Origin of the sequence: Photorhabdus stackebrandtii (genome assembly GCF_011189495.1) — a bacterium.
GTDB lineage: Bacteria > Pseudomonadota > Gammaproteobacteria > Enterobacterales > Enterobacteriaceae > Photorhabdus > Photorhabdus khanii.
Map to the genome: position 1 here is coordinate 195,316 of NZ_PUJV01000001.1, position 18,013 is coordinate 213,328.

Below are 18,013 nucleotides of genomic sequence, written 5' to 3' on the forward strand. Positions count from 1 at the left end.
AGTTAAGTAATGAGTGATATAACCCTGTTACAGCAAGTTACGGCCTTTCTGCAACGCAATCATGGTCATTATATTCATGGTCAGTTAGTTGGTGGTCAGGGGAATGAAACATTTTCCGTGGTGAACCCTGCGACTGATGAAGTGATTGCGACAGTGAATCAAGGCGGTGAAGCGGAAGTCAATGCGGCTATGCAAGCGGCACATGCTGCATTTCACGGTGTGTGGGCGCAAACTTCACCTATGGAGCGTGGTAACTGTCTGAATCGTCTGGCAGATTTATTACTGACACATCGGGAAGAACTGGCGCAATTGGAAAGTATTTGCTCTGGTAAAACTATCCAATTGTCCCGCATGTTGGAAATTGATTCTTCTGTTCAGTTCCTGCGTTATTTTGCCGGATGGTCAAGTAAGATCAGCGGTGAAACGCTGAATGTTTCTTTGCCCTCTTTTAAAGGTGAACAATACACGGCGTTTACCCGTCGTGAGCCGATTGGTGTTGTGGCGGGGATCATTCCGTGGAATTTCTCCATCATCGTTGCCATCTGGAAAATGGCGGCTGCACTGACCTGTGGTTGTACCATTGTGTTGAAACCAAGCGAATACACACCGCTGACAATGCTCAGGGTGGCTGAATTGGCAAAAGAAGCGGGTATTCCTGATGGTGTCATCAATGTGGTTAATGGTTCAGGTTCAGTATTAGGCCCTGCACTGATAGGTCATCCATTATGTGCCAAAGTAACTTTTACTGGCTCTGTGTCAACCGGTATTGCTGTGGGCCAATCAGCGATGGAACAGGGATTGACTCGCGTTACGTTGGAGCTTGGTGGTAAAAACGGTGCGGCATTTTTGTCAGATATGTCTGCTGAAAAGATTGTTGATGGTGTTCTGGAAGCGGGTTATCTCAATCAAGGGCAAATTTGTGCTGCGGCTGAACGTTTCTATATTCCTGCCAGCCGCATGGATGAAGTGTTGAAATTGTTGTCTGAAAGACTTGCTGCAATGAACATTGGTTCCCCGCTGGATGAATCAACGGAAATGGGACCGCTGGCGAACAAAGAGCACTATAACAAGATACTGTCCCTGTTTGACAAAGCCCGTCAGGAAGGCAGTGAAGTTGTTTATGGCGGTTATGCTCTGGAAGGACCTGGTTGCTTTGTGGCGCCAACCGTTATTCGTGCTAACAGCCCAGAAGATTCGTTGATGAAGGAAGAGACATTTGGTCCTGTAGGGACTTTCCTTAGCTATGACGACGAGGAAGAGCTGATTGGGTTGATGAACAGCACGCCATTTGGTTTAGCGGCGAGTTTGTGGACTAATGATCTGAGCAAAGCTATGCGTATGATCCCGCGTATTGAAGCTGGGACTGTTTGGGTCAATATGCATACATTCCTTGATCCGGCATTACCATTCGGCGGTACGAAATCTTCAGGTATTGGCCGTGAATTCGGCAGTGCCTTTATTGAGTACTATACTGAATTGAAATCAGTTATGGTTCGTTATTAGATTTGGTGTTCGAATCAAAATAGAGAAGGCCCCTTGAAAGGGGCCATTGTCAACGCAAAATCGTCTTCGAACCAAATTGAAAACGTTATGATTACTTTGATAAGACGAATGGTCATATTCAACCCTTCAAAGGCAACGCAATAGTTTATAAAAATAGAAATATACGGCAATAACCGCCGCAAAAAATAAATATTCTAAACCATAAAAGAATCTGCTAGTTTATAAATTATGAAATATACGGCAATAACTGCCGCAAATTATGGATTTTATAAACTATGCTAAACATTGAAGCACGTCGACAGCTAAAAGAACTACTTCCTGTTGGTATGCTGGCTACTAAGCAATGGCTCGTTGCTCAAGGGCTTAACCTTCATTTTGTGGATAATGCTGTGCGTAGTAAAACACTTCTCCCTCTTGTTACAGGTGTGTTTAGTCAATTCAGCTGCCAGCTAAATTGGCAAGGTGTTGTTGCTTCATTGCAGCGTATGTCTAAAACACCTGTTCACCTTGGAGGGTTAACTGCGCTGGAAATAGCTGGGTTAGCTCACTACATCACCCGCTCCCATATCCGAACGGTTCACTTATATTCCAGTGGGCCGCTACCCCGCTGGCTGACCAGAGTGCCTTTAGATGTGTATTTTAAGGGACACCGGACTCAGGTGTTATGGCCGGAAAGTCTGATAGTTGATCCAACTTGGTTTAAGCAGGAACAATGGCTGGCGGGAATGCCTGCTCTCCAGTTCTCCTGTCCGGAGAGGGCTATCTTCGAAGTTTTGGTGGATGTGCCCAAAGCTGTCAGCTTTGAGCATGCTGAGCAACTAATGCAGGGATTATACAATTTGTCACCACGCAAACTTGATGCTTTGTTGCTGACTTGCTCCAGTATCAAGGTAAAGCGACTCTTCCTCTGGCTGGCAGAAAAGCATCAGCACACTTGGTTTAAGAAGTTGGAGCCCAAAAAGTACAACTTGGGGTCTGGCAAACGCGTCATTGCTAGCGAAGGGCGGTTGGATAACACTTGGTTTATCACTGTGCCTAAGGGGATGTAGGGAGAAACTATGGATCGCAACAGCATTTATTACCGACAAGTTCAGTTGTTATTGCAACTGTTGCCTTTTGTCGCCGAACAGGATTGCTTTGCCTTGAAAGGAGGTACCGCTATCAATTTGTTCGTTCGCAACTTGCCTCGGTTGTCGGTCGATATCGATCTGGTATTTCTGCCGATATTGCAACGTACAGAAGCCTTAACGGCGATCAAAATTGCTCTGAATAAGATTGCGGTTGCCATCCGGGCTGCTATGACAGACGCGGAAATTATCGAATCTTTCCGGGATAAAGACGATGCCTTGCGGTTGATTATAGGAAGATCAGGTGTTCAAATAAAAATTGAGTTGTCACCGGTTTTGCGTGGTACTGTGTTTGAACCAAAGGTAATGACAGTCTGTGAGGCTATGGAAGATGAGTTTGGTTATGCCGAAATTCAAATCATTTCCCACGCTGATCTCTACGCTGGGAAAATCTGCGCTGCGCTGGACAGGCAACATCCTAGGGATTTGTTCGATGTGAAATGGTTGCTGGATAACGAAGGCTTTACCGATGATCTTCGCAAGGCTCTGATCGTCTATATGGTGAGTCATAACCGTCCTATTGCCGAACTGCTCAGGCCCAGTTTCAAGGATATTACTGGTATCTATCGTGGTGAGTTTCTGAATATGGCGGAGCAGCACGTCGAACTGGCCGAATTGGAAGCTACACGAGAACGCTTGGTTGAGTTGATCAACGACTCTTTAACCGAACAGGAGCGTACTTTTCTGCTATCCTTCAAAAACCGGGTGCCAGACTGGTTATTGCTGGGGCTAGAAAATGTTGAACAACTGCCAGCCATCCTATGGAAACAGAGGAATCTGGCGAGGATGGGTACGGATAAACATGCTAAGGCGTACCAAAATCTGAGTCATGTACTTGGCGTCGATTGAGTTGACACTGTTGTTGGAAGCTACCTCTTTACCTGAATAGATTATGTTAGATAGAAGGTTATTAAGCGTTGCCTGTTTGGTGTCTTCATAATCAGATTTACCTAATAACAATCCTTGATTGAAATGTATGTCTCGCAGTAATGGTGCAATAGTGCTGGCATTCCAATGAAATTTAGGTCAGTTCGGTTGTTCCTATATCCACATTGGTTTCTCTTGTGAGGAAAATAAGCCTTTTATTCTACTCAATATATGGATCGATCCATGGGGATTAACCGGAAAACCACTAAATTCTCCTGATATCGTTAAGTGGAGTAATAAAGGTGGTATAGTTTGGCAAGAAATAGATACCTAAACTTGGGCTTATAAATTTACCGATGCATCCTTAATTTTCTAGGCTTTCACGTCATTCACCGCACAGGCACGTATCCTTATCAGATTAATAATTTCTTGTTCTTTCTCGATCAGAATGGCCAGTGTTTCAGTCAGTAAATCAATTCAATTAATGGCAAGATAGTACAGAGATGGTTAAAGTTTTTTGGGGTAAATGGTGTATTCCGTAATAGAGAAATGCTAGAAATAATCTGGCTATGTTGGCGGATAAATATTTCTACAATGTCCTGTATGTTATTTTTTAGCATAAATTCATGGTGATATTTATTCTTCTTCGTTGGTGTCTGTTGAACCATGTTAATAGCATTTTTCTGATTTTGTACCGATATTACTGATTTTTACTGTCTTTCTCATCAAGAAAGAATATCGGGCTAAATAACCCGATACTATTAATTAAATTACCTGGACAAAACGGCCGTTAATTAATGAAAAAATTGGTGAGATAGTCGCTAGATCAGTATCGCCGTCCTCATCATTAACATAATAGGATATTGGCGAATTCCCTGGATCTGATTTATTCACCAGTCTGACCATTCTGCCTTGGTTCATGATCTTAACCCGGTAGTCATTCCAGTTAATCGGTTTCATTTTGAAGCTTTTTTCTTTGAAATCATGATGAAAAAATTTGTCAGCGAAGATACTCTCTTCATTTTCACCCGTTGCCCAAGCCCAGGCTTTGAGTGCAACTTTTTGTTGATCACGGATAGTATTTACATTTTTTGCATTATAGGCTTGCCAGACCGTCATATAAGCCTGTTGCAGTTGCCGGCGTTGCTCAGACGTATCCGTATAGGGGGTTGCTTTCACCCATTCCCAGTCAGGCAAGCCACTAATTTTTACTATCCGGCTAAACTGGTATAAAGTCATATTGGATGGAAATTCTTTGGGATCAAAATATTTTTTATCTATATGTCCAGCTTCTACATTGTCTGCTTGTATCATTTGTCGTACAACTTGGGTACTAATAACAGCGTATTTAGATTCATCCGCAGATACCGTTGCAATGGGTTGACCGTTTTTATCTGTTGCCACTTCAATCGCCGTCAACACCTCACTGTTTTTACCGCGCATGGCTGTTAACTCCAGCTTACATTTCGCTTCAGGATTGAAGTGGTTACGGGAGTTATCTGACATTTCATCCTTGGAAAACCAGCCTAACGCCCCAAATTCCAGGCTGATTTTGTTTTCACCGTTTGCCATTAACAACATGGAAGCTGTGCTGGCCGAACCAAATCCCCGGCCTTCCCGAGCTGAATTACGGTTACTGAACCCTGTTACATCATTGGTTTTAATATCACAGAAGGCATATTGAATATCAAATAAGCTGCGAATATACAGCCTCGGTTCATTTGCGTTAGCTGCGGACATAATAATCACTCCTAGTAATAACAATAATAGTTTTAATTTCATGTTTTACCCTTTCATTCTTGCTTACATTCTTGGGAATCCAGTGATAAACGGGATATTATCCAACTTAGGCTTAGGATTATAGCCTCTTTCCCATGGTGCTGTTTCAGCGCCAAGGGTAATCTCTGGCCGGGTAATAGGCCGTTCTTGTCCTATTAGATTAACTCTTAATGGAGATTCGTTGGCTCTTAACGGGTCTGCAATAACCCATTTCCACTTCTTTTTGACTTTAGCTACAGATTGTTTTTTCCCATCTGCTCCTATATCAGCAGCTACCTCAATCTCAGCAACAATCCCATCATGGTACCCGGCGAGATCAATCCCCCCATCATGTTGATCGAGTTTAAAACCGGCTGCCGTTTTTATAACCCCGCCAGCACTCATCGCAATTTCCATGATCATAATATGGGTTTTAAAGGCCGCGTTTATTTTCCCTGCCAGACTCAATTTCAGATCATTCTTATCACCGGCATCGAACGTCCATTGTTTTTGTTTATAGGCCGCGCCGAGCTGAAAGGACAGGTTACAGGTCAAAATAATGCAACATTCAAGCTCTAAATAGTTTTCATCCTTCGCATTTCTGCGTGCCAGCGCTTCCCTGAATTTGGCGGCAATACTCTCTATCTTGCAATAAGCCGCACCCAGTTGAATGAGATCCAGTTTTGCGCTCATGCCCATAAAGGGGGCAGCACTGAAACCCAAAAAATGGCTACTGTCATCGACTGAGGTGGTGCGGTCATAAGCATAAGCCAGCCCGATATTGATGGGGGTTATATTCAGGTCAAACAGCGGGTAGTTACGGGTCCCTTTACCGTTTGAGTCAGGATCAGGCACCAGGTATTTCTGGGTATAGCCTAACAGTTTTTCCACCCGCTTGATGGCGTCTAAACTCTGCCGGGTTTTCCTGACTTTGTTAACTTCGGCAAATTTGGCCGAATAATCTATATCCTGAACCGTTAACGCATACTCAACATGAAGTGCCGTCTCTCTGGAAATATAAAATTCATCCGTATTGACGGTCCACCCTGCACGCAGTTTATTGCCATTTTTAGGTTTAACATTTTCCATGGTATTACGCGCTTTTGCCTGTTCATCACGCCGTTCCTTCATTGACCGTTGACCATGAGAAAAATCAAAGCTGAATCCGACGGAAACCATAAAACTGACTGAGGGGTAAACTGCCATCGTCGCGTATTTTTGAGCACTGATACATCCCTGCGCTATTAACTGATAATAACGGGGATCGCTGTACATATCAGTCGGGTTGGCAAGATTAGACAGATACGACCAGACACTTTGCAAACCATTTTCAATCTCCGTGTCTTCTGACTTATCTTGGTAGAATAACGTGACCTCTTGAGGCGTATTAAACTCTATGGTTGCCTCTTTTTGTCCTCCGGTCAGCACAGCATGATGTTTAGGGGCGTTATGACATTTATCTTCAATGTGTATTGTGCCTTTTTGTCCTTTCCCATGATCAATCAGATCCATTTTAATCGCCGGCTTTTCAGGCCAGACCTGAGTATGTTGACCAAAAGTGATGCTTATTTTATAGATGCAGGGATCCGGGTTGTTACAGGTCATGCAGGCAACGCCGGCACGGGGTGAAATAGTTTGTTCAGTCATCTCAGTTACCTTATTGGCCGTTTAGTTGGGAATAAAACCTAATTCATCTTCTAATAATGTCTCCATCCGATAATACTTTTACTGTTATTGGCAATTGCTAGTTCGTCACTTAATCCAGCCGGCCATGTTTTGCGGTGTTATTCCATTAGCTGCCTCAGTGATAATAAAGACAAATAATCAGAGTCTTTATCCGTCTAATATACGACCAAGAAATTATAATAAAAAATTCAATGTGTCTTGTTTGTTTGCTTGATTAATATCCATTTGTGTTAAGAAGTGTGATTTAAATCACAAAGAATCTCAATGAGTTTATCTTTCAACCAAATTCTATGCTTATAACTCGGAGAAATTGCATGATTTGAAATTTTTCTATGAATATATCCTCGTGTGACAACGAATTTAAAGTTCATTATTAGAAAGGAGAAAGAATAGATAGTAAGATGAATCGCTATCACCAGGAGAGATAAAGAAATTTAAAAAAGCAGCGACGCAGTATATGGCATGTGAATTAAATGTCTGGAATAAACTTCTTTTAGGATATCCTCTTAGTTTAATCGATATTCAGGTTCAGCCGGGTAATAAACCCACTGGAAACCAGTTCAGTGCGGTTGGTGACTTTAGTTTTGGCAAAGATATTACGTAGGTGGGTTTTTACCGTAGACAGGGAAATATCAAGTACTTGTGCAATACGTTTGTTACTTGAACCTTCTCTTACCAGATTAATAATTTCCTGCTCTTTAGCCGTCAGAATAGCCGGTGTTTCAGGCAGTAAATCTCTGGCGGCTAATTCAATTAATGGCAAGATAGTACTGAGGCGGTTAAAGTCTTGTGGGGTAAATGGTGTATCCCGTAATAGAGAAATGCCGGCAATAATCCGGTTATGCTGACGGATAAATATTTCCGCAATGTCCTGTATGTTATTCGGCAGCATAAATTCATGGTAATACTTATTATTCTTCGTAAGTGTCTGTTGATCCATGCCAACCATATTTATCTCATTTTGCTGATAATTGGCAGGTCTCAGTGGATCTAATTGCTGGAAATTCGCCAGATAATTTTTATGTATTTCGTCTGAAATACCGTACAGAATGTAATTCTCCGGGTGTAACTCATTGTTCACCAGATAGAATGCTGCTGCTGAGATAGGAACCAGATGGGCAATGGTATTCAGGCAGCTATTGATTAAGGCATTTTCACGGCTGGCAGGGAGTACGGTAGACAAGAAAGTTCTCTCTTTAGAGTAGTACCTAACTGAATAAATCAATCATCGACGATTAATCAAATGCTAATTAAAATGCAGAATTAACACAAAACAAACATATTAATAACGTGATGTAGGTTGCAATAAACGAAATTTCCTAAGGTGATGATAACTCACTCATCACACTCTGTTGGTACATATCTGAAATAATTTCTTTATGTATTAATAAACGGGTTTGTTCCTTATTGATTGATATTTAACTGGTTATTTTTATTTTCCGCTATTTGTTTGTATTTTTCGTCATGCTCATTCAGTGATTCATCCCCCTTTGGATATCGTTCTTTAGGACGATGGTCGGTATTCCTGTTCACTTTCTATAGTGTATTTATCCTCGATAAAGTTTACAAAAAATTCACATATGAATCGTTGTGAGCGTTATTTTTACGACCGGAATAAAAGGGAACATGATGAATATGTCAACGCGGCTTACTTCGCACATTGAAAAGGGAGTGGTGGGGTTTCCTACCACACTGGCAAGTTCTGTCGGCGTTATCATGGCAAGCCCAGTTATTCTGACCGTGACAAGTGGTTTTGGCATTGGTGGTGATACTTTCGCCTTGGCAATGTTGATCAGTTTTATCATGATGCAGGCTCAGGTGACGACGTTTGCTGAGGCGGCAGCTATTTTGCCTACATCCGGCTCTGTCTATGATTATATCTCTTGTGGGATGGGACGGTTCTGGGCGATTACCGGCGCGCTTTCAGCTTACTTAATTGTCCATATTTTTGCGGGTACGGCAGAAACGATTCTGTCCGGCGTTATGGCGTTAGTTAATTTTGAGAACCTGAATACGGTGATAGAAAGCCATAACGCTTCGTGGATGGTGGGTGTTGGGCTGGTTATTACATTTGGATTACTGAATGCGCTGGGTATTGAAGCGTTCAGTAAAGTCGAAATTGTGCTGACATTCTGCATGTGGAGCACGTTGGTTATTTTCAGTATTTGTGGGTTATTGATACCGTTTGCTGTGCCGCTGGAGAGTTGGTTTGGTGAAGGGCTGAATCTGGGCGATCCATTGGCGGTACTGAGTCTGGTGGGTATGGCGATGTTTATGTTTGTCGGCTGTGAGCTGGTGACGCCGATGGCGCCTGAAATTAAAAACTCTGCAAGAGTGATTCCGCGGGCAATGATGACTGGCTTGTGTGGCGTGGCTTTTTGTATGTGTATATATGGGGTGTCAATCAGTCATCAGGTGGAAAATGTGCTGGTGGATGCAGAAAATAATGTTCGTTTACTTGAAACGCCAATGGCGATCCCTGCTTTTGCCGGTCAGGTGATGGGTGATTTTGGTAAGTATTGGATTGGTATCGGATTATTACTGGCGGGAGCGGCAACGATTAATACCCTGATGGCGGCGGTACCTCGTATTCTCTACGGTATGGCATTGGATGGCGCATTGCCGCGTATTTTCGCTTACCTGCATCCACGTTTTAAGACGCCAATATTTGGGATTCTGGTTGCAGTGATGATCCCTTGCTTACATGCCTTTATTATTCAGGGTGATTTGAACCGGATTATGCCGTTGGTACTGGCTGCTGTATGTGCTTGGTGTGTGGCTTATCTGCTGGTGACATGTTCGGTGATATTATTGCGTATCCGCAGGCCTGATTTGCATCGTGCCTATAAATCACCGTTTTTCCCGTTACCTCAGATTATCTCCAGTGTGGGGATTATCCTGGCGATTATTCATATCACTCCGTCGGGAATGAATCCAAGTGAAGTATATATTCCATTCGCCATCATATTGGGTCTGACGGCCAGCTATGCTCTGTTCTGGACGTTATGTGTACAACGGGTGAATCCGTTTAAACCTGTACCCGTTGAGCAGGTGCTTTCGCATACTTTTGCTAAAGGTGAATTGCCGGGGGTGAAACTTGAGCCGCTTCGTTCCCTTGTTTGATCGTGTGTGGCGGCGGCTGAATAAGCCCCGCTATCCTGCCGGCTATCAGGCCGGTGTGACCCTGAGCCGGCTGAAACAGAACCTGTCACCTTATTGTTGTGAGCGTTTATCAGCAAAAAGTATGCAAATCATTTTGCCTGATGGATTGCCGGTTGAAGTTTATGAAAAGCCGAAGGCGTTGTTTCTGGCCTACATTGTAAGTTGTTGTTTTCGTTTGCACGGAATAACTTCACTTAAGGAAAAAATAGTTATTAAAGCCAACGTTAAAGGGATATTTCGGCGGAAGTTGGTGACTTATTATTGTTGTCAGGGGGCAGAATCTGGACAGCAGGTTATTGATTTATTTAATCAGTATCCGTTAATTGGTGAAACGTTGGCGGAATTGGATTTTCGGCATCTCACATTGAATATTCATCAGGGGCAATGGCAGTTTGAGGTGGAGCATTTTGCTGCTTCTGAGATTGTCAGCCGATTGCCAGCCAGTCGCCGTTATTTACGCCTGACGACGGAACAACGTCATCTGTTGCTCAGTACCTTGTTGATGTTTAGTCAGTTAATGGGGAAACTTTAATTTAGGCAATTTCTCTGCGTTTAAACCATCAAGTAGGATTTAGCCCATACTCGTATGGGATAAATCCAGTGAGTTTATATTAATTATCATGGTGAAAAAATATATCCGCAATAAATCGTATTTCTATATATAAACTAAGATAGAGATCATGAGTACCCAGAAAATTTTATTGGAGTTTTTTATCAAATAATTGTTATTCCATCTAAACTTCTATGTATTAAATAAAAATACAGAATTGCAAATGAATTTTTTAATGTACAACGATTCATAAGGTTATATCAACGCGTTGAGTCCTTTCTATTTTCGACCGTAAATTATTTTATCTTGTTAGAGAATGATTTCTCTGAAATGTTTTTGCACATTTATCTCTGTATGGGAAAATTATCACACAATTTATTCTATTGATAATAGTAATTGTTATTATTATTAAATAACAATTTGATGCATGATTTGTCGCGGGAAAAGGGTTGAATATTTTTAACTGAAAATCAATAAAAGAGAAAAGAATGAAAATAAAGATAATGATATGTGCTCTTATGGCTTCTTTCAATGTATTTGCCTCTCAGTGTCACCAAATAAAATTCCAGCAAGATCAACAAGCAATAACGGGGAGTTTTGATTCTCAGGGAATGGCTTGTATTGAATTTAAGATTCGGGCTGGACATTATGTGCGCGGATCGGGACTGGGTATAGAAAAATGGGTGGTTCAGAAGGGTAATCAACAACATATTCGCACGCTTTTTACCGATAATCCGGCGGATGCCTGGCAGTCAATTGGATTTACCGTTCCTCAGGCAGGAAAATACCGATTGGTGGCTAGAGGGAAGGCAGGTGCGCCGTGGCAACTCACATTGTCATTTCCACGCTATATTCCCTGGGATAATGATTACGGACAGCAACCAGAAAGCCCGCGCCTGAAACAACTCCAGGCTGAAATAGTAAAAGGGAAAGGAACCTATGCTTTCTGGCGGGAAATGTCCCGTCATGGTACGCCACTGATTGAGGATTATGACGGTAAAAACAAGCGGGTAACTTTCCTATGGCGTGGGGCGAAAGCGAATGTTTTTATTCTTGGCGCGCCGAGTAACGATCATGATCCTATGTCACATTTGGCAGGAACTGATGTCTGGTTTCGTAGCTATATCGTTCCGTCAGATACCTTGATGCAATATAAATTGGCACCGGATTTGCCTCAGCTAGAAGGCACGGCTGATGAGCAGCGCAGAGCGATTTTGGTGACTGCTCAGGCTGATCCGTTGAATAAAAATGTAGTGCCGGCGGTGTCAGAAGATGTGTTCAATCATGATTCATTGTTGGCGTTAAGGCCAACTCTGTGTGATGTAGAGCGATTCAAGAAATTACCTTTTCATGGTGGTGTCAAGGTTCATCAGTTTCAGAGTAGAATTCTGGGAAATAGTCGGGAAATTGCGATCTATCAACCGGTTATCCCGATGAAACAACCTGCCATGTTGGTGTTGTTTGACGGGAAGATTTACCGTAAGCAGTATCATATCGATAGATTTTTTGATTCCCTGATTGAAGAAGGCAAAATTCCACGAATGTATGTGGTGTTTGTCGATAGCCTGGATAGTGCACGCCGGGGCCAGGAGTTGCCTCCCAATCCTGATTTTGCTGAATTTATGGCTAGTGAACTGGTGCCGTGGCTGGCTGCTCAGGGTATTGAAGCGTCGGCAGAACGTACCATCATTTCAGGCTCCAGCTATGGTGGGCTGGCATCTTCATGGGTTGCATTTAACCACCCTGAATTGTTCGGTAATGTCCTTAGTATGTCGGGTTCATATTGGTGGGCTCCTCAGGGAGAAGAACCTGAATGGCTGATCCGTGAGTTTGCTAAAGCAGAGAAAAAACCGCTTCGTTTCTATCTACAGGCGGGCTTGTTTGAAGTCAACCGGGGTGAACTGGAAGGTATTTTGCATAATAACCGTCGCATGAAAGAAACGTTATTGCAGAAGGGTTATCCGGTTGAATCCAGTGAAATTTCCAGTGGTCACAATTATGTTTCATGGTGTGAGACGTTGTATCACGGAACACAGTCGTTGATAACAAAATGGTAAATTGGATCTATTTTCTTCACATAATTGTCACATAGTTTATTTAGTATCTTTTTATCTGATAATGATGATTTTTACTCCGATTGTTTTCTAATAAGGAAATCCTATGTCTCAAAAATATACGAAAAGTTTGGTTGCAGCGATGATATCGGCCTTAATTTCTGGTGTCAGTTTGCCCGTGTTGGCGGAGGGTGGGCTGGGGGCTAATCAAATTATGGCGGAAGGTCGGGCGGTAAACGGTAATATTACGGAATTTGGTGGTGCTCGCCGTATGACGCAAAATCAAACTGAGGCATTAAGAGTGGCAATTAATAACAATAAAGCCAAGAATGTTATTTTGTTTATTGGTGATGGTATGGGGGATTCTGAAATTACTATCGCCCGTAACTATGCAGAAGGTGCAGGTGGATTTTTCAAAGGAATTGATGCCTTACCATTCACAGGCCAATACACACACTATTCTCTTGATAAAAAGACTCGGAAACCCAACTATGTGACTGACTCAGCCGCTTCTGCCACAGCTTGGGCTTCCGGTATAAAAACCTATAATGGCGCGTTAGGTGTTGATGTATTTGATCAAGATCACCAAACCTTACTTGAGCTGGCGAAAGCGAATGGCAAAGCGACAGGTAACGTCACAACAGCGGCAATTCAGGATGCGACGCCAGCGGCACTTTATGCACATGTGACCAGCCGTAAGTGCTATGGTCCAGAAGAGACAACTAAAGAATGTCCGACTAATGCGCTGGAAAATGGTGGACGTGGTTCGATCACCGAACAATTGTTGGTGGCTCGTGCTGATGTAACATTGGGCGGAGGTGCCAAGATTTTCGCTCAGAAATCGGTTGTCGGCGCTGGAAAGGGTAAAACGTTGGGAGAACAGGCGCAAGAACAAGGTTATCAGTTGGTAAGAGATGTTAACTCCCTGAATTCAATTACTGAAGCAAACCAGAAAAAACCGCTGTTGGGCCTGTTCCATGAAAAAAATATGGATATTGCTTGGGAAGGACCTAAAGCGGTTTATCACGGTAATATTGATAACCCGCCAGTGAGCTGTAAAGTGAACTCCAAACGGAATCCTGATGCGCCAACGTTGGCACAGATGACGCAGAAGGCGATTGATCTGTTGAAAGTGAATGAGAATGGTTTTTTCCTGCAAGTAGAGAGTGCTTCTATCGATAAACAGGATCACAAAGCTAACCCTTGTGGGCAGATTGGTGAAACCGTTGTATTAGATCAGGCGGTTCAAGTTGGCTTGAAATATGCGCGTGAACATGGTGATACGTTGGTTATCGTCACGGCTGATCATGCTCACTCTAGTCAGATTATTGAAGAGGGGGGAAAATCTCCAGGGTTGACTCAGGCATTATTGACCAAAGATGGTTCAGTGATGGTAGTGAGCTACAGTAATTCTGAGGGGAAAGAGCAAGAACATACGGGAACTCAGCTTCGTGTTGCTGCTTATGGACCTCAAGCAGCAAATGTTGTTGGTTTGACTGACCAGACAGACCTGCATTTCACCATACGTGATGCGATGGAGTTGAAGTAATTTTTGCCAGATGATGTTTTGAGTAGTTGAGAAGAATTAAGGCCGGATTTTTCCCGGCCTTAACTTTGTTTACATTGAGAGTACGATTTTTTCCTAATTCAGTGTTTTCCCTTTTTTAATAATTACGGCTAACGACTAAATAACGTTTCATAATTCTGCTACACACATCCATATTCAACCTATTGTTATATATAGAATTATGAGTGGTATAAGATGTATACCCGTTATCTTTCAAGTTGCCTCTTTGTTGGCTGCACTCGCTCACCCCGGTCACATAGTTCGCTATGCTCCCGGGGATTCGCTCCCTTGCCGTCTCGATGCATCTTGAAATCTATAGGGTATAGCACTATTTTGGAATCTTATTTAGAAAATTAAATATAGTTATGGAATAATAAGTTAGCGTAACAACTTATGACAAGTTTTTTTGAAAAATCGGATAATTAGAACCAATAAGGAATAGAAAATATGATATTTGCGACGATTTCATATGGGATATGGGTAAATAATATATTAATTATGTGTTTTCATAATAATTTACGTTTGATTTTAATGTAAAAAAAGAGAAGTAATGATGACTTCTAATATTTTGTTATAATAATGATCACAAAATCAGTTTAACAAGGTTTACAGCTTTGGGATAAGGCTGGTATTGTCCAAGAAAAGGAAATAAACGTGTAAAAAGGATTTGTCATATCTAAATAATAAAAAATTATGTAATGTAATAAATATATATTTATTACATTTATAAATCAATTATGGAAATGAGTTCAGATAACCGAATTTATTATTCATCCGTATACTTTTATTTCAGTGTCTTGAATCTTAATCGTCTTAAGATCTTAATAGTAGAGGTAATATGGTAAAGTCAGTATTAATTATAGGCGGTGGTACTGCTGGTTGGATGACGGCTGCTTACTTCTCGAAAGCATTTTCTCAAAATGTCAATATTACAGTTTTAGAATCGAAGAAAGTAAAAAAAATAGGTGTAGGAGAAGCGACATTCAGTACTGTCCGTCATTATTTTGATTATCTTGGCTTAGATGAAAGTGAATGGTTAGCCAAGTGTATGGGAAGTTATAAATTAGGGATTAGGTTCGAGAATTGGGATGGTCAAGATAGTCATTTCTATCACCCTTTTGAACGTTGGGAAACGGTTAAGGGTTTTCCCATTTCAGAATGGTGGTTAAGGAAAGGGATTACAAACCAAAGTCTTGATTATGCGACTTTCCTGACACCTCATCTTTGTGAGGCTAAGCGGTCTCCCAGAAGGTTAAATGGCTCGCTATTTGCTGAACCTTCTGATAGATCGCTTGGGCAATCAACATTAGCAGATCAGCGGGATCAATTCCCATATGCTTATCATTTTGATGCGGACGCAGTGGCGAATTTCCTTAAAGGTTATGCAATGAAGCGAGGTGTGAGCCATATAGAAGATGATGTGACCCGTGTAGAAATTGATGAGAGTGGAAATATTGGATATCTGGAAACAGTGATACATAGAAAACTTAAATCTGATCTCTATATTGATTGTACCGGATTCAAAGGATTATTAATTAACCAAGCATTGAAAGAGCCATTTGTCAGTTTTTCTGATGTACTGAAAAACAATCGCGCAGTCGCATTAGGTGTACCAAGAGAGGATACTCGTGATATTGAGCCGTATACAACAGCCCGTACTATATCTAGTGGGTGGCGTTGGACAATTCCTCTATATAAAAGAAATGGGTATGTCTATTGCGATGAATATTTGCAATATCTACATAACTTAGAAAGTAAAAACTGATATAGATAAAAAACTGACGCCTAATTGCATTAAGCAAACGTAAGACCTTGCTTAAAAATTTTCTTATTCGGATTAGGAACCATTATCCATATAAGCTATATAATTCTGAAAAGTAATAAGTAAAGTATTTATGCGGCATTTAGAGCGTCGGTAATCTAAGGGCGGTAGCTTGTCAGGAGATAAGTTAAGGAACTAAGTGAATTTTCATTCAGGTTATGCCACTTACTGCTTCATGGATAAGTCTTTAATCGCGAGGACCAATATTAACAGTGACATAAAGTTTTCGTCAGAGCTTACATCTTCCTTTACTGTGTATTTTAACCTCCCATTCGTCTTTTTCAAAGTTTCTGCGATTTATTCAACAAATCCTATCTAAATTGATGTATATATATGCAAACTGAGACGAGGATAAGGTAATGGATACAGAGTCGAAGGCTTCATTGGAAAATCATTTGTCAAAACGTGCTTCTGCTTCACAAATGATGGGCTGGAGTGAGTGTTAACCAATATGAATCATTGCATTTGAGACGTTTTAATATGTTTGAATATAAGTTGGATATTTCAGAAGAAACCGGTGTTATTGAAGGTAGAAAATTTAATAATTTGGATTGGAGTAATATGTATCAACCAGACCTGGTATTTAAAGACTGTGTTATCATTGACTCTAAATTCTTAGGTGCGGATTTAAATGGCTTGCGTTTAGAAAATTGTCAAGTGTTTAATTGTGACTTTAGTGAAGCAAAAATGCCAAATGGTGTATTTGAAAATACATTATTTTATAATAAAGAGAACCAAAAAGGTTGTGATTTCTATAGTGCAGATTTACGTGGTTCAACATTTGTTTGCTGTGATATTTCAACAAGTAACTTTTATCGTGCCGAACTATTCGATATAACAATTGATAGGTGTCAGGCTCAAGGATGTCATTTCGAACTGGCTGATTTTACAAAAGTAGTCAGTCGAAAAGTGATATTTAGTTCAGCAACATTAATAAAATCAAATTTTCAGTATTCAGACTTTGAGGGAGTCTATCTTGAAAAATGCGATTTGTCAGAAAGCAAGTTAGTTTCAGTTGTATTGACAAGAGCAAATCTTGATGGAGCGAACTTAACCAATACTATTTTTTCTCCGTCACAGTATGATGGGCTATCAATATTTAAAGCTGATCTGCGAAATGCGGAGATTGATAATATAGATGTGAGAGCATTAGATTTTTCTGGTGTAGAAATATTTGAATGGCAAATGATTTCTTTGATGGAAGAGATGGGGTTTATCATTCATCCAAATAATTAAAAAAACAATACGATATAAAATAATCAAGATAATACTGGTCGGGATAAAGGAGAGTAGACTCCTTCCCAGCCTATTGTGCTGGAGATTCCTTTGATTATTTAACTGTTAACACCTTTTGATAATTTACCGATTTTGCTGTTATCAACATTTCAGGCACAAAGTATTAATAGGAGTTAGGTAAAAAATGAAAATAAGAGAAGATATTATTGAATTGAGATCTAAAAAAGAAAATTCGGTAGGAAAATATATCAATAAAAAATACCAAGGTAATAATGAAATCTCCAGTACTCATGTAGCCACTCAATATTCAAACATGCCAGCTTAGAGATAAAGCAGGAATATTTGCCGAAAATGTCGACTGGTGAGATGATTGGATGTTTTGCATTGAGTGAACCTGCTGCGGGTTCGAATCCGCGAGGGATGGAATCAACCCTGACAAAGCATGATAATAATTCGGTGCCAATTGGCAGGCCGATTACAAATACGCAGTTTTATGTCTTGAATAGTGAGCAAAAGGTTCTCCAATTGACGCCAAAGGTGAGCTATATATTGGTGGCGTTGGCGTATCAAAAGGCTACAGAAAGAATCCAGAACTCACTGAACGACATTTCCTAAAAAACAGGTTAGGTTCTGATATAAGGTTTGACTCACTTTACCGTACCGGAGACGTCGTTAGATATT

The 18,013-nt window shown here is 41.1% G+C and carries 14 protein-coding genes and 1 pseudogene; 11 read left to right on the top strand and 4 right to left on the bottom strand.

Going from position 1 to position 18,013, the window contains the following annotated elements:
• The first annotated feature begins 9 nt into the window (after window positions 1-9).
• The 3 genes from C5470_RS00930 (at window position 10) to C5470_RS00940 (ending at window position 3,479) form a co-directional block, all read left to right on the top strand.
• Window positions 10-1,503 carry an aldehyde dehydrogenase family protein gene (locus C5470_RS00930; RefSeq protein ID WP_166285192.1) on the top strand — a complete coding sequence of 498 codons (1,494 nt, stop codon included), beginning with the start codon at window positions 10-12 and terminating at the stop codon, window positions 1,501-1,503.
• Between the two features lie 275 nt (window positions 1,504-1,778).
• Complete coding sequence (locus C5470_RS00935; RefSeq protein ID WP_036843934.1) at window positions 1,779-2,552, top strand: type IV toxin-antitoxin system AbiEi family antitoxin; 774 nt, start codon at window positions 1,779-1,781, stop codon at window positions 2,550-2,552.
• Window positions 2,553-2,561: 9 nt separating this feature from the next.
• On the top strand, window positions 2,562-3,479 hold the full coding sequence (locus C5470_RS00940; RefSeq protein WP_036843932.1) for a nucleotidyl transferase AbiEii/AbiGii toxin family protein: 918 nt from the start codon (window positions 2,562-2,564) through the stop codon (window positions 3,477-3,479).
• Here C5470_RS00940 and C5470_RS22605 read toward each other — a convergent pair.
• From C5470_RS22605 to C5470_RS00960, 4 genes and pseudogenes are all read right to left on the bottom strand, one after another.
• Window positions 3,390-3,644 (bottom strand): annotated as a pseudogene (locus C5470_RS22605) (DUF4172 domain-containing protein); the annotation flags it as partial. The gene C5470_RS00940 and the pseudogene C5470_RS22605 sit on opposite strands and share 90 nt — an antisense overlap.
• 618 nt (window positions 3,645-4,262) lie before the next feature.
• Window positions 4,263-5,237, bottom strand: a complete 975-nt coding sequence (locus C5470_RS00950; RefSeq protein WP_242687778.1) for a hypothetical protein — start codon at window positions 5,235-5,237, stop codon at window positions 4,263-4,265.
• Between the two features lie 63 nt (window positions 5,238-5,300).
• The gene (locus C5470_RS00955) at window positions 5,301-6,902 is read right to left on the bottom strand and encodes a hypothetical protein (protein WP_166285196.1); all 1,602 of its coding nucleotides are present in this window, start codon (window positions 6,900-6,902) and stop codon (window positions 5,301-5,303) included.
• A gap of 550 nt (window positions 6,903-7,452) precedes the next feature.
• A complete protein-coding gene (locus C5470_RS00960) occupies window positions 7,453-8,124 on the bottom strand; it encodes a response regulator transcription factor (RefSeq protein WP_036843929.1) in 672 nt (223 codons plus the stop codon).
• A gap of 446 nt (window positions 8,125-8,570) precedes the next feature.
• Here C5470_RS00960 and C5470_RS00965 point away from each other — a divergent pair, with 446 nt between their 5' ends.
• The 8 genes from C5470_RS00965 (at window position 8,571) to C5470_RS01000 (ending at window position 17,947) form a co-directional block, all read left to right on the top strand.
• Window positions 8,571-10,064 (top strand): APC family permease, encoded by a 1,494-nt coding sequence (locus C5470_RS00965; protein ID WP_036843926.1) that lies wholly within the window; start codon window positions 8,571-8,573, stop codon window positions 10,062-10,064.
• Window positions 10,039-10,635 (top strand): DUF3156 family protein, encoded by a 597-nt coding sequence (locus tag C5470_RS00970; RefSeq protein ID WP_166285198.1) that lies wholly within the window; start codon window positions 10,039-10,041, stop codon window positions 10,633-10,635. Before C5470_RS00965 ends, C5470_RS00970 begins: the two co-directional genes overlap by 26 nt.
• Before the next feature lie 506 nt (window positions 10,636-11,141).
• Window positions 11,142-12,710, top strand: coding sequence for an alpha/beta hydrolase-fold protein (locus C5470_RS00975; protein WP_242687779.1), 1,569 nt, complete (start codon window positions 11,142-11,144; stop codon window positions 12,708-12,710).
• Between the two features lie 103 nt (window positions 12,711-12,813).
• On the top strand, window positions 12,814-14,256 hold the full coding sequence (phoA, locus tag C5470_RS00980) for an alkaline phosphatase (protein ID WP_166285200.1): 1,443 nt from the start codon (window positions 12,814-12,816) through the stop codon (window positions 14,254-14,256).
• An 856-nt stretch (window positions 14,257-15,112) separates the two neighbouring features.
• Entirely contained in the window at window positions 15,113-16,039 is a 927-nt protein-coding gene (locus C5470_RS00985) for a tryptophan 7-halogenase (RefSeq protein WP_166285202.1), read from the top strand.
• Between the two features lie 537 nt (window positions 16,040-16,576).
• A complete protein-coding gene (locus C5470_RS00990; RefSeq protein ID WP_166285204.1) occupies window positions 16,577-17,332 on the top strand; it encodes a pentapeptide repeat-containing protein in 756 nt (251 codons plus the stop codon).
• Between the two features lie 184 nt (window positions 17,333-17,516).
• The gene (locus C5470_RS00995; RefSeq protein WP_166285206.1) at window positions 17,517-17,657 is read left to right on the top strand and encodes a hypothetical protein; all 141 of its coding nucleotides are present in this window, start codon (window positions 17,517-17,519) and stop codon (window positions 17,655-17,657) included.
• A 26-nt stretch (window positions 17,658-17,683) separates the two neighbouring features.
• Entirely contained in the window at window positions 17,684-17,947 is a 264-nt protein-coding gene (locus C5470_RS01000) for a hypothetical protein (RefSeq protein ID WP_166285208.1), read from the top strand.
• Window positions 17,948-18,013 lie beyond the last annotated feature (66 nt).

What these genes read in the sequence shown, in the direction of transcription:
- C5470_RS01000 (WP_166285208.1), top strand. Translation starts at nt 17,684, where the DNA reads ATGTCGACTGGTGAGATGATTGGATGTTTTGCATTGAGTGAACCTGCT.
- C5470_RS00955 (WP_166285196.1), bottom strand. Translation starts at nt 6,902, where the DNA reads ATGACTGAACAAACTATTTCACCCCGTGCCGGCGTTGCCTGCATGACC.
- C5470_RS00985 (WP_166285202.1), top strand. Translation starts at nt 15,113, where the DNA reads ATGGTAAAGTCAGTATTAATTATAGGCGGTGGTACTGCTGGTTGGATG.
- C5470_RS00950 (WP_242687778.1), bottom strand. Translation starts at nt 5,237, where the DNA reads ATGTCCGCAGCTAACGCAAATGAACCGAGGCTGTATATTCGCAGCTTA.
- C5470_RS00930 (WP_166285192.1), top strand. Translation starts at nt 10, where the DNA reads ATGAGTGATATAACCCTGTTACAGCAAGTTACGGCCTTTCTGCAACGC.
- C5470_RS00965 (WP_036843926.1), top strand. Translation starts at nt 8,571, where the DNA reads ATGAATATGTCAACGCGGCTTACTTCGCACATTGAAAAGGGAGTGGTG.
- C5470_RS00990 (WP_166285204.1), top strand. Translation starts at nt 16,577, where the DNA reads ATGTTTGAATATAAGTTGGATATTTCAGAAGAAACCGGTGTTATTGAA.
- C5470_RS00995 (WP_166285206.1), top strand. Translation starts at nt 17,517, where the DNA reads ATGAAAATAAGAGAAGATATTATTGAATTGAGATCTAAAAAAGAAAAT.
- phoA (WP_166285200.1), top strand. Translation starts at nt 12,814, where the DNA reads ATGTCTCAAAAATATACGAAAAGTTTGGTTGCAGCGATGATATCGGCC.
- C5470_RS00940 (WP_036843932.1), top strand. Translation starts at nt 2,562, where the DNA reads ATGGATCGCAACAGCATTTATTACCGACAAGTTCAGTTGTTATTGCAA.
- C5470_RS00975 (WP_242687779.1), top strand. Translation starts at nt 11,142, where the DNA reads ATGAAAATAAAGATAATGATATGTGCTCTTATGGCTTCTTTCAATGTA.
- C5470_RS00935 (WP_036843934.1), top strand. Translation starts at nt 1,779, where the DNA reads ATGCTAAACATTGAAGCACGTCGACAGCTAAAAGAACTACTTCCTGTT.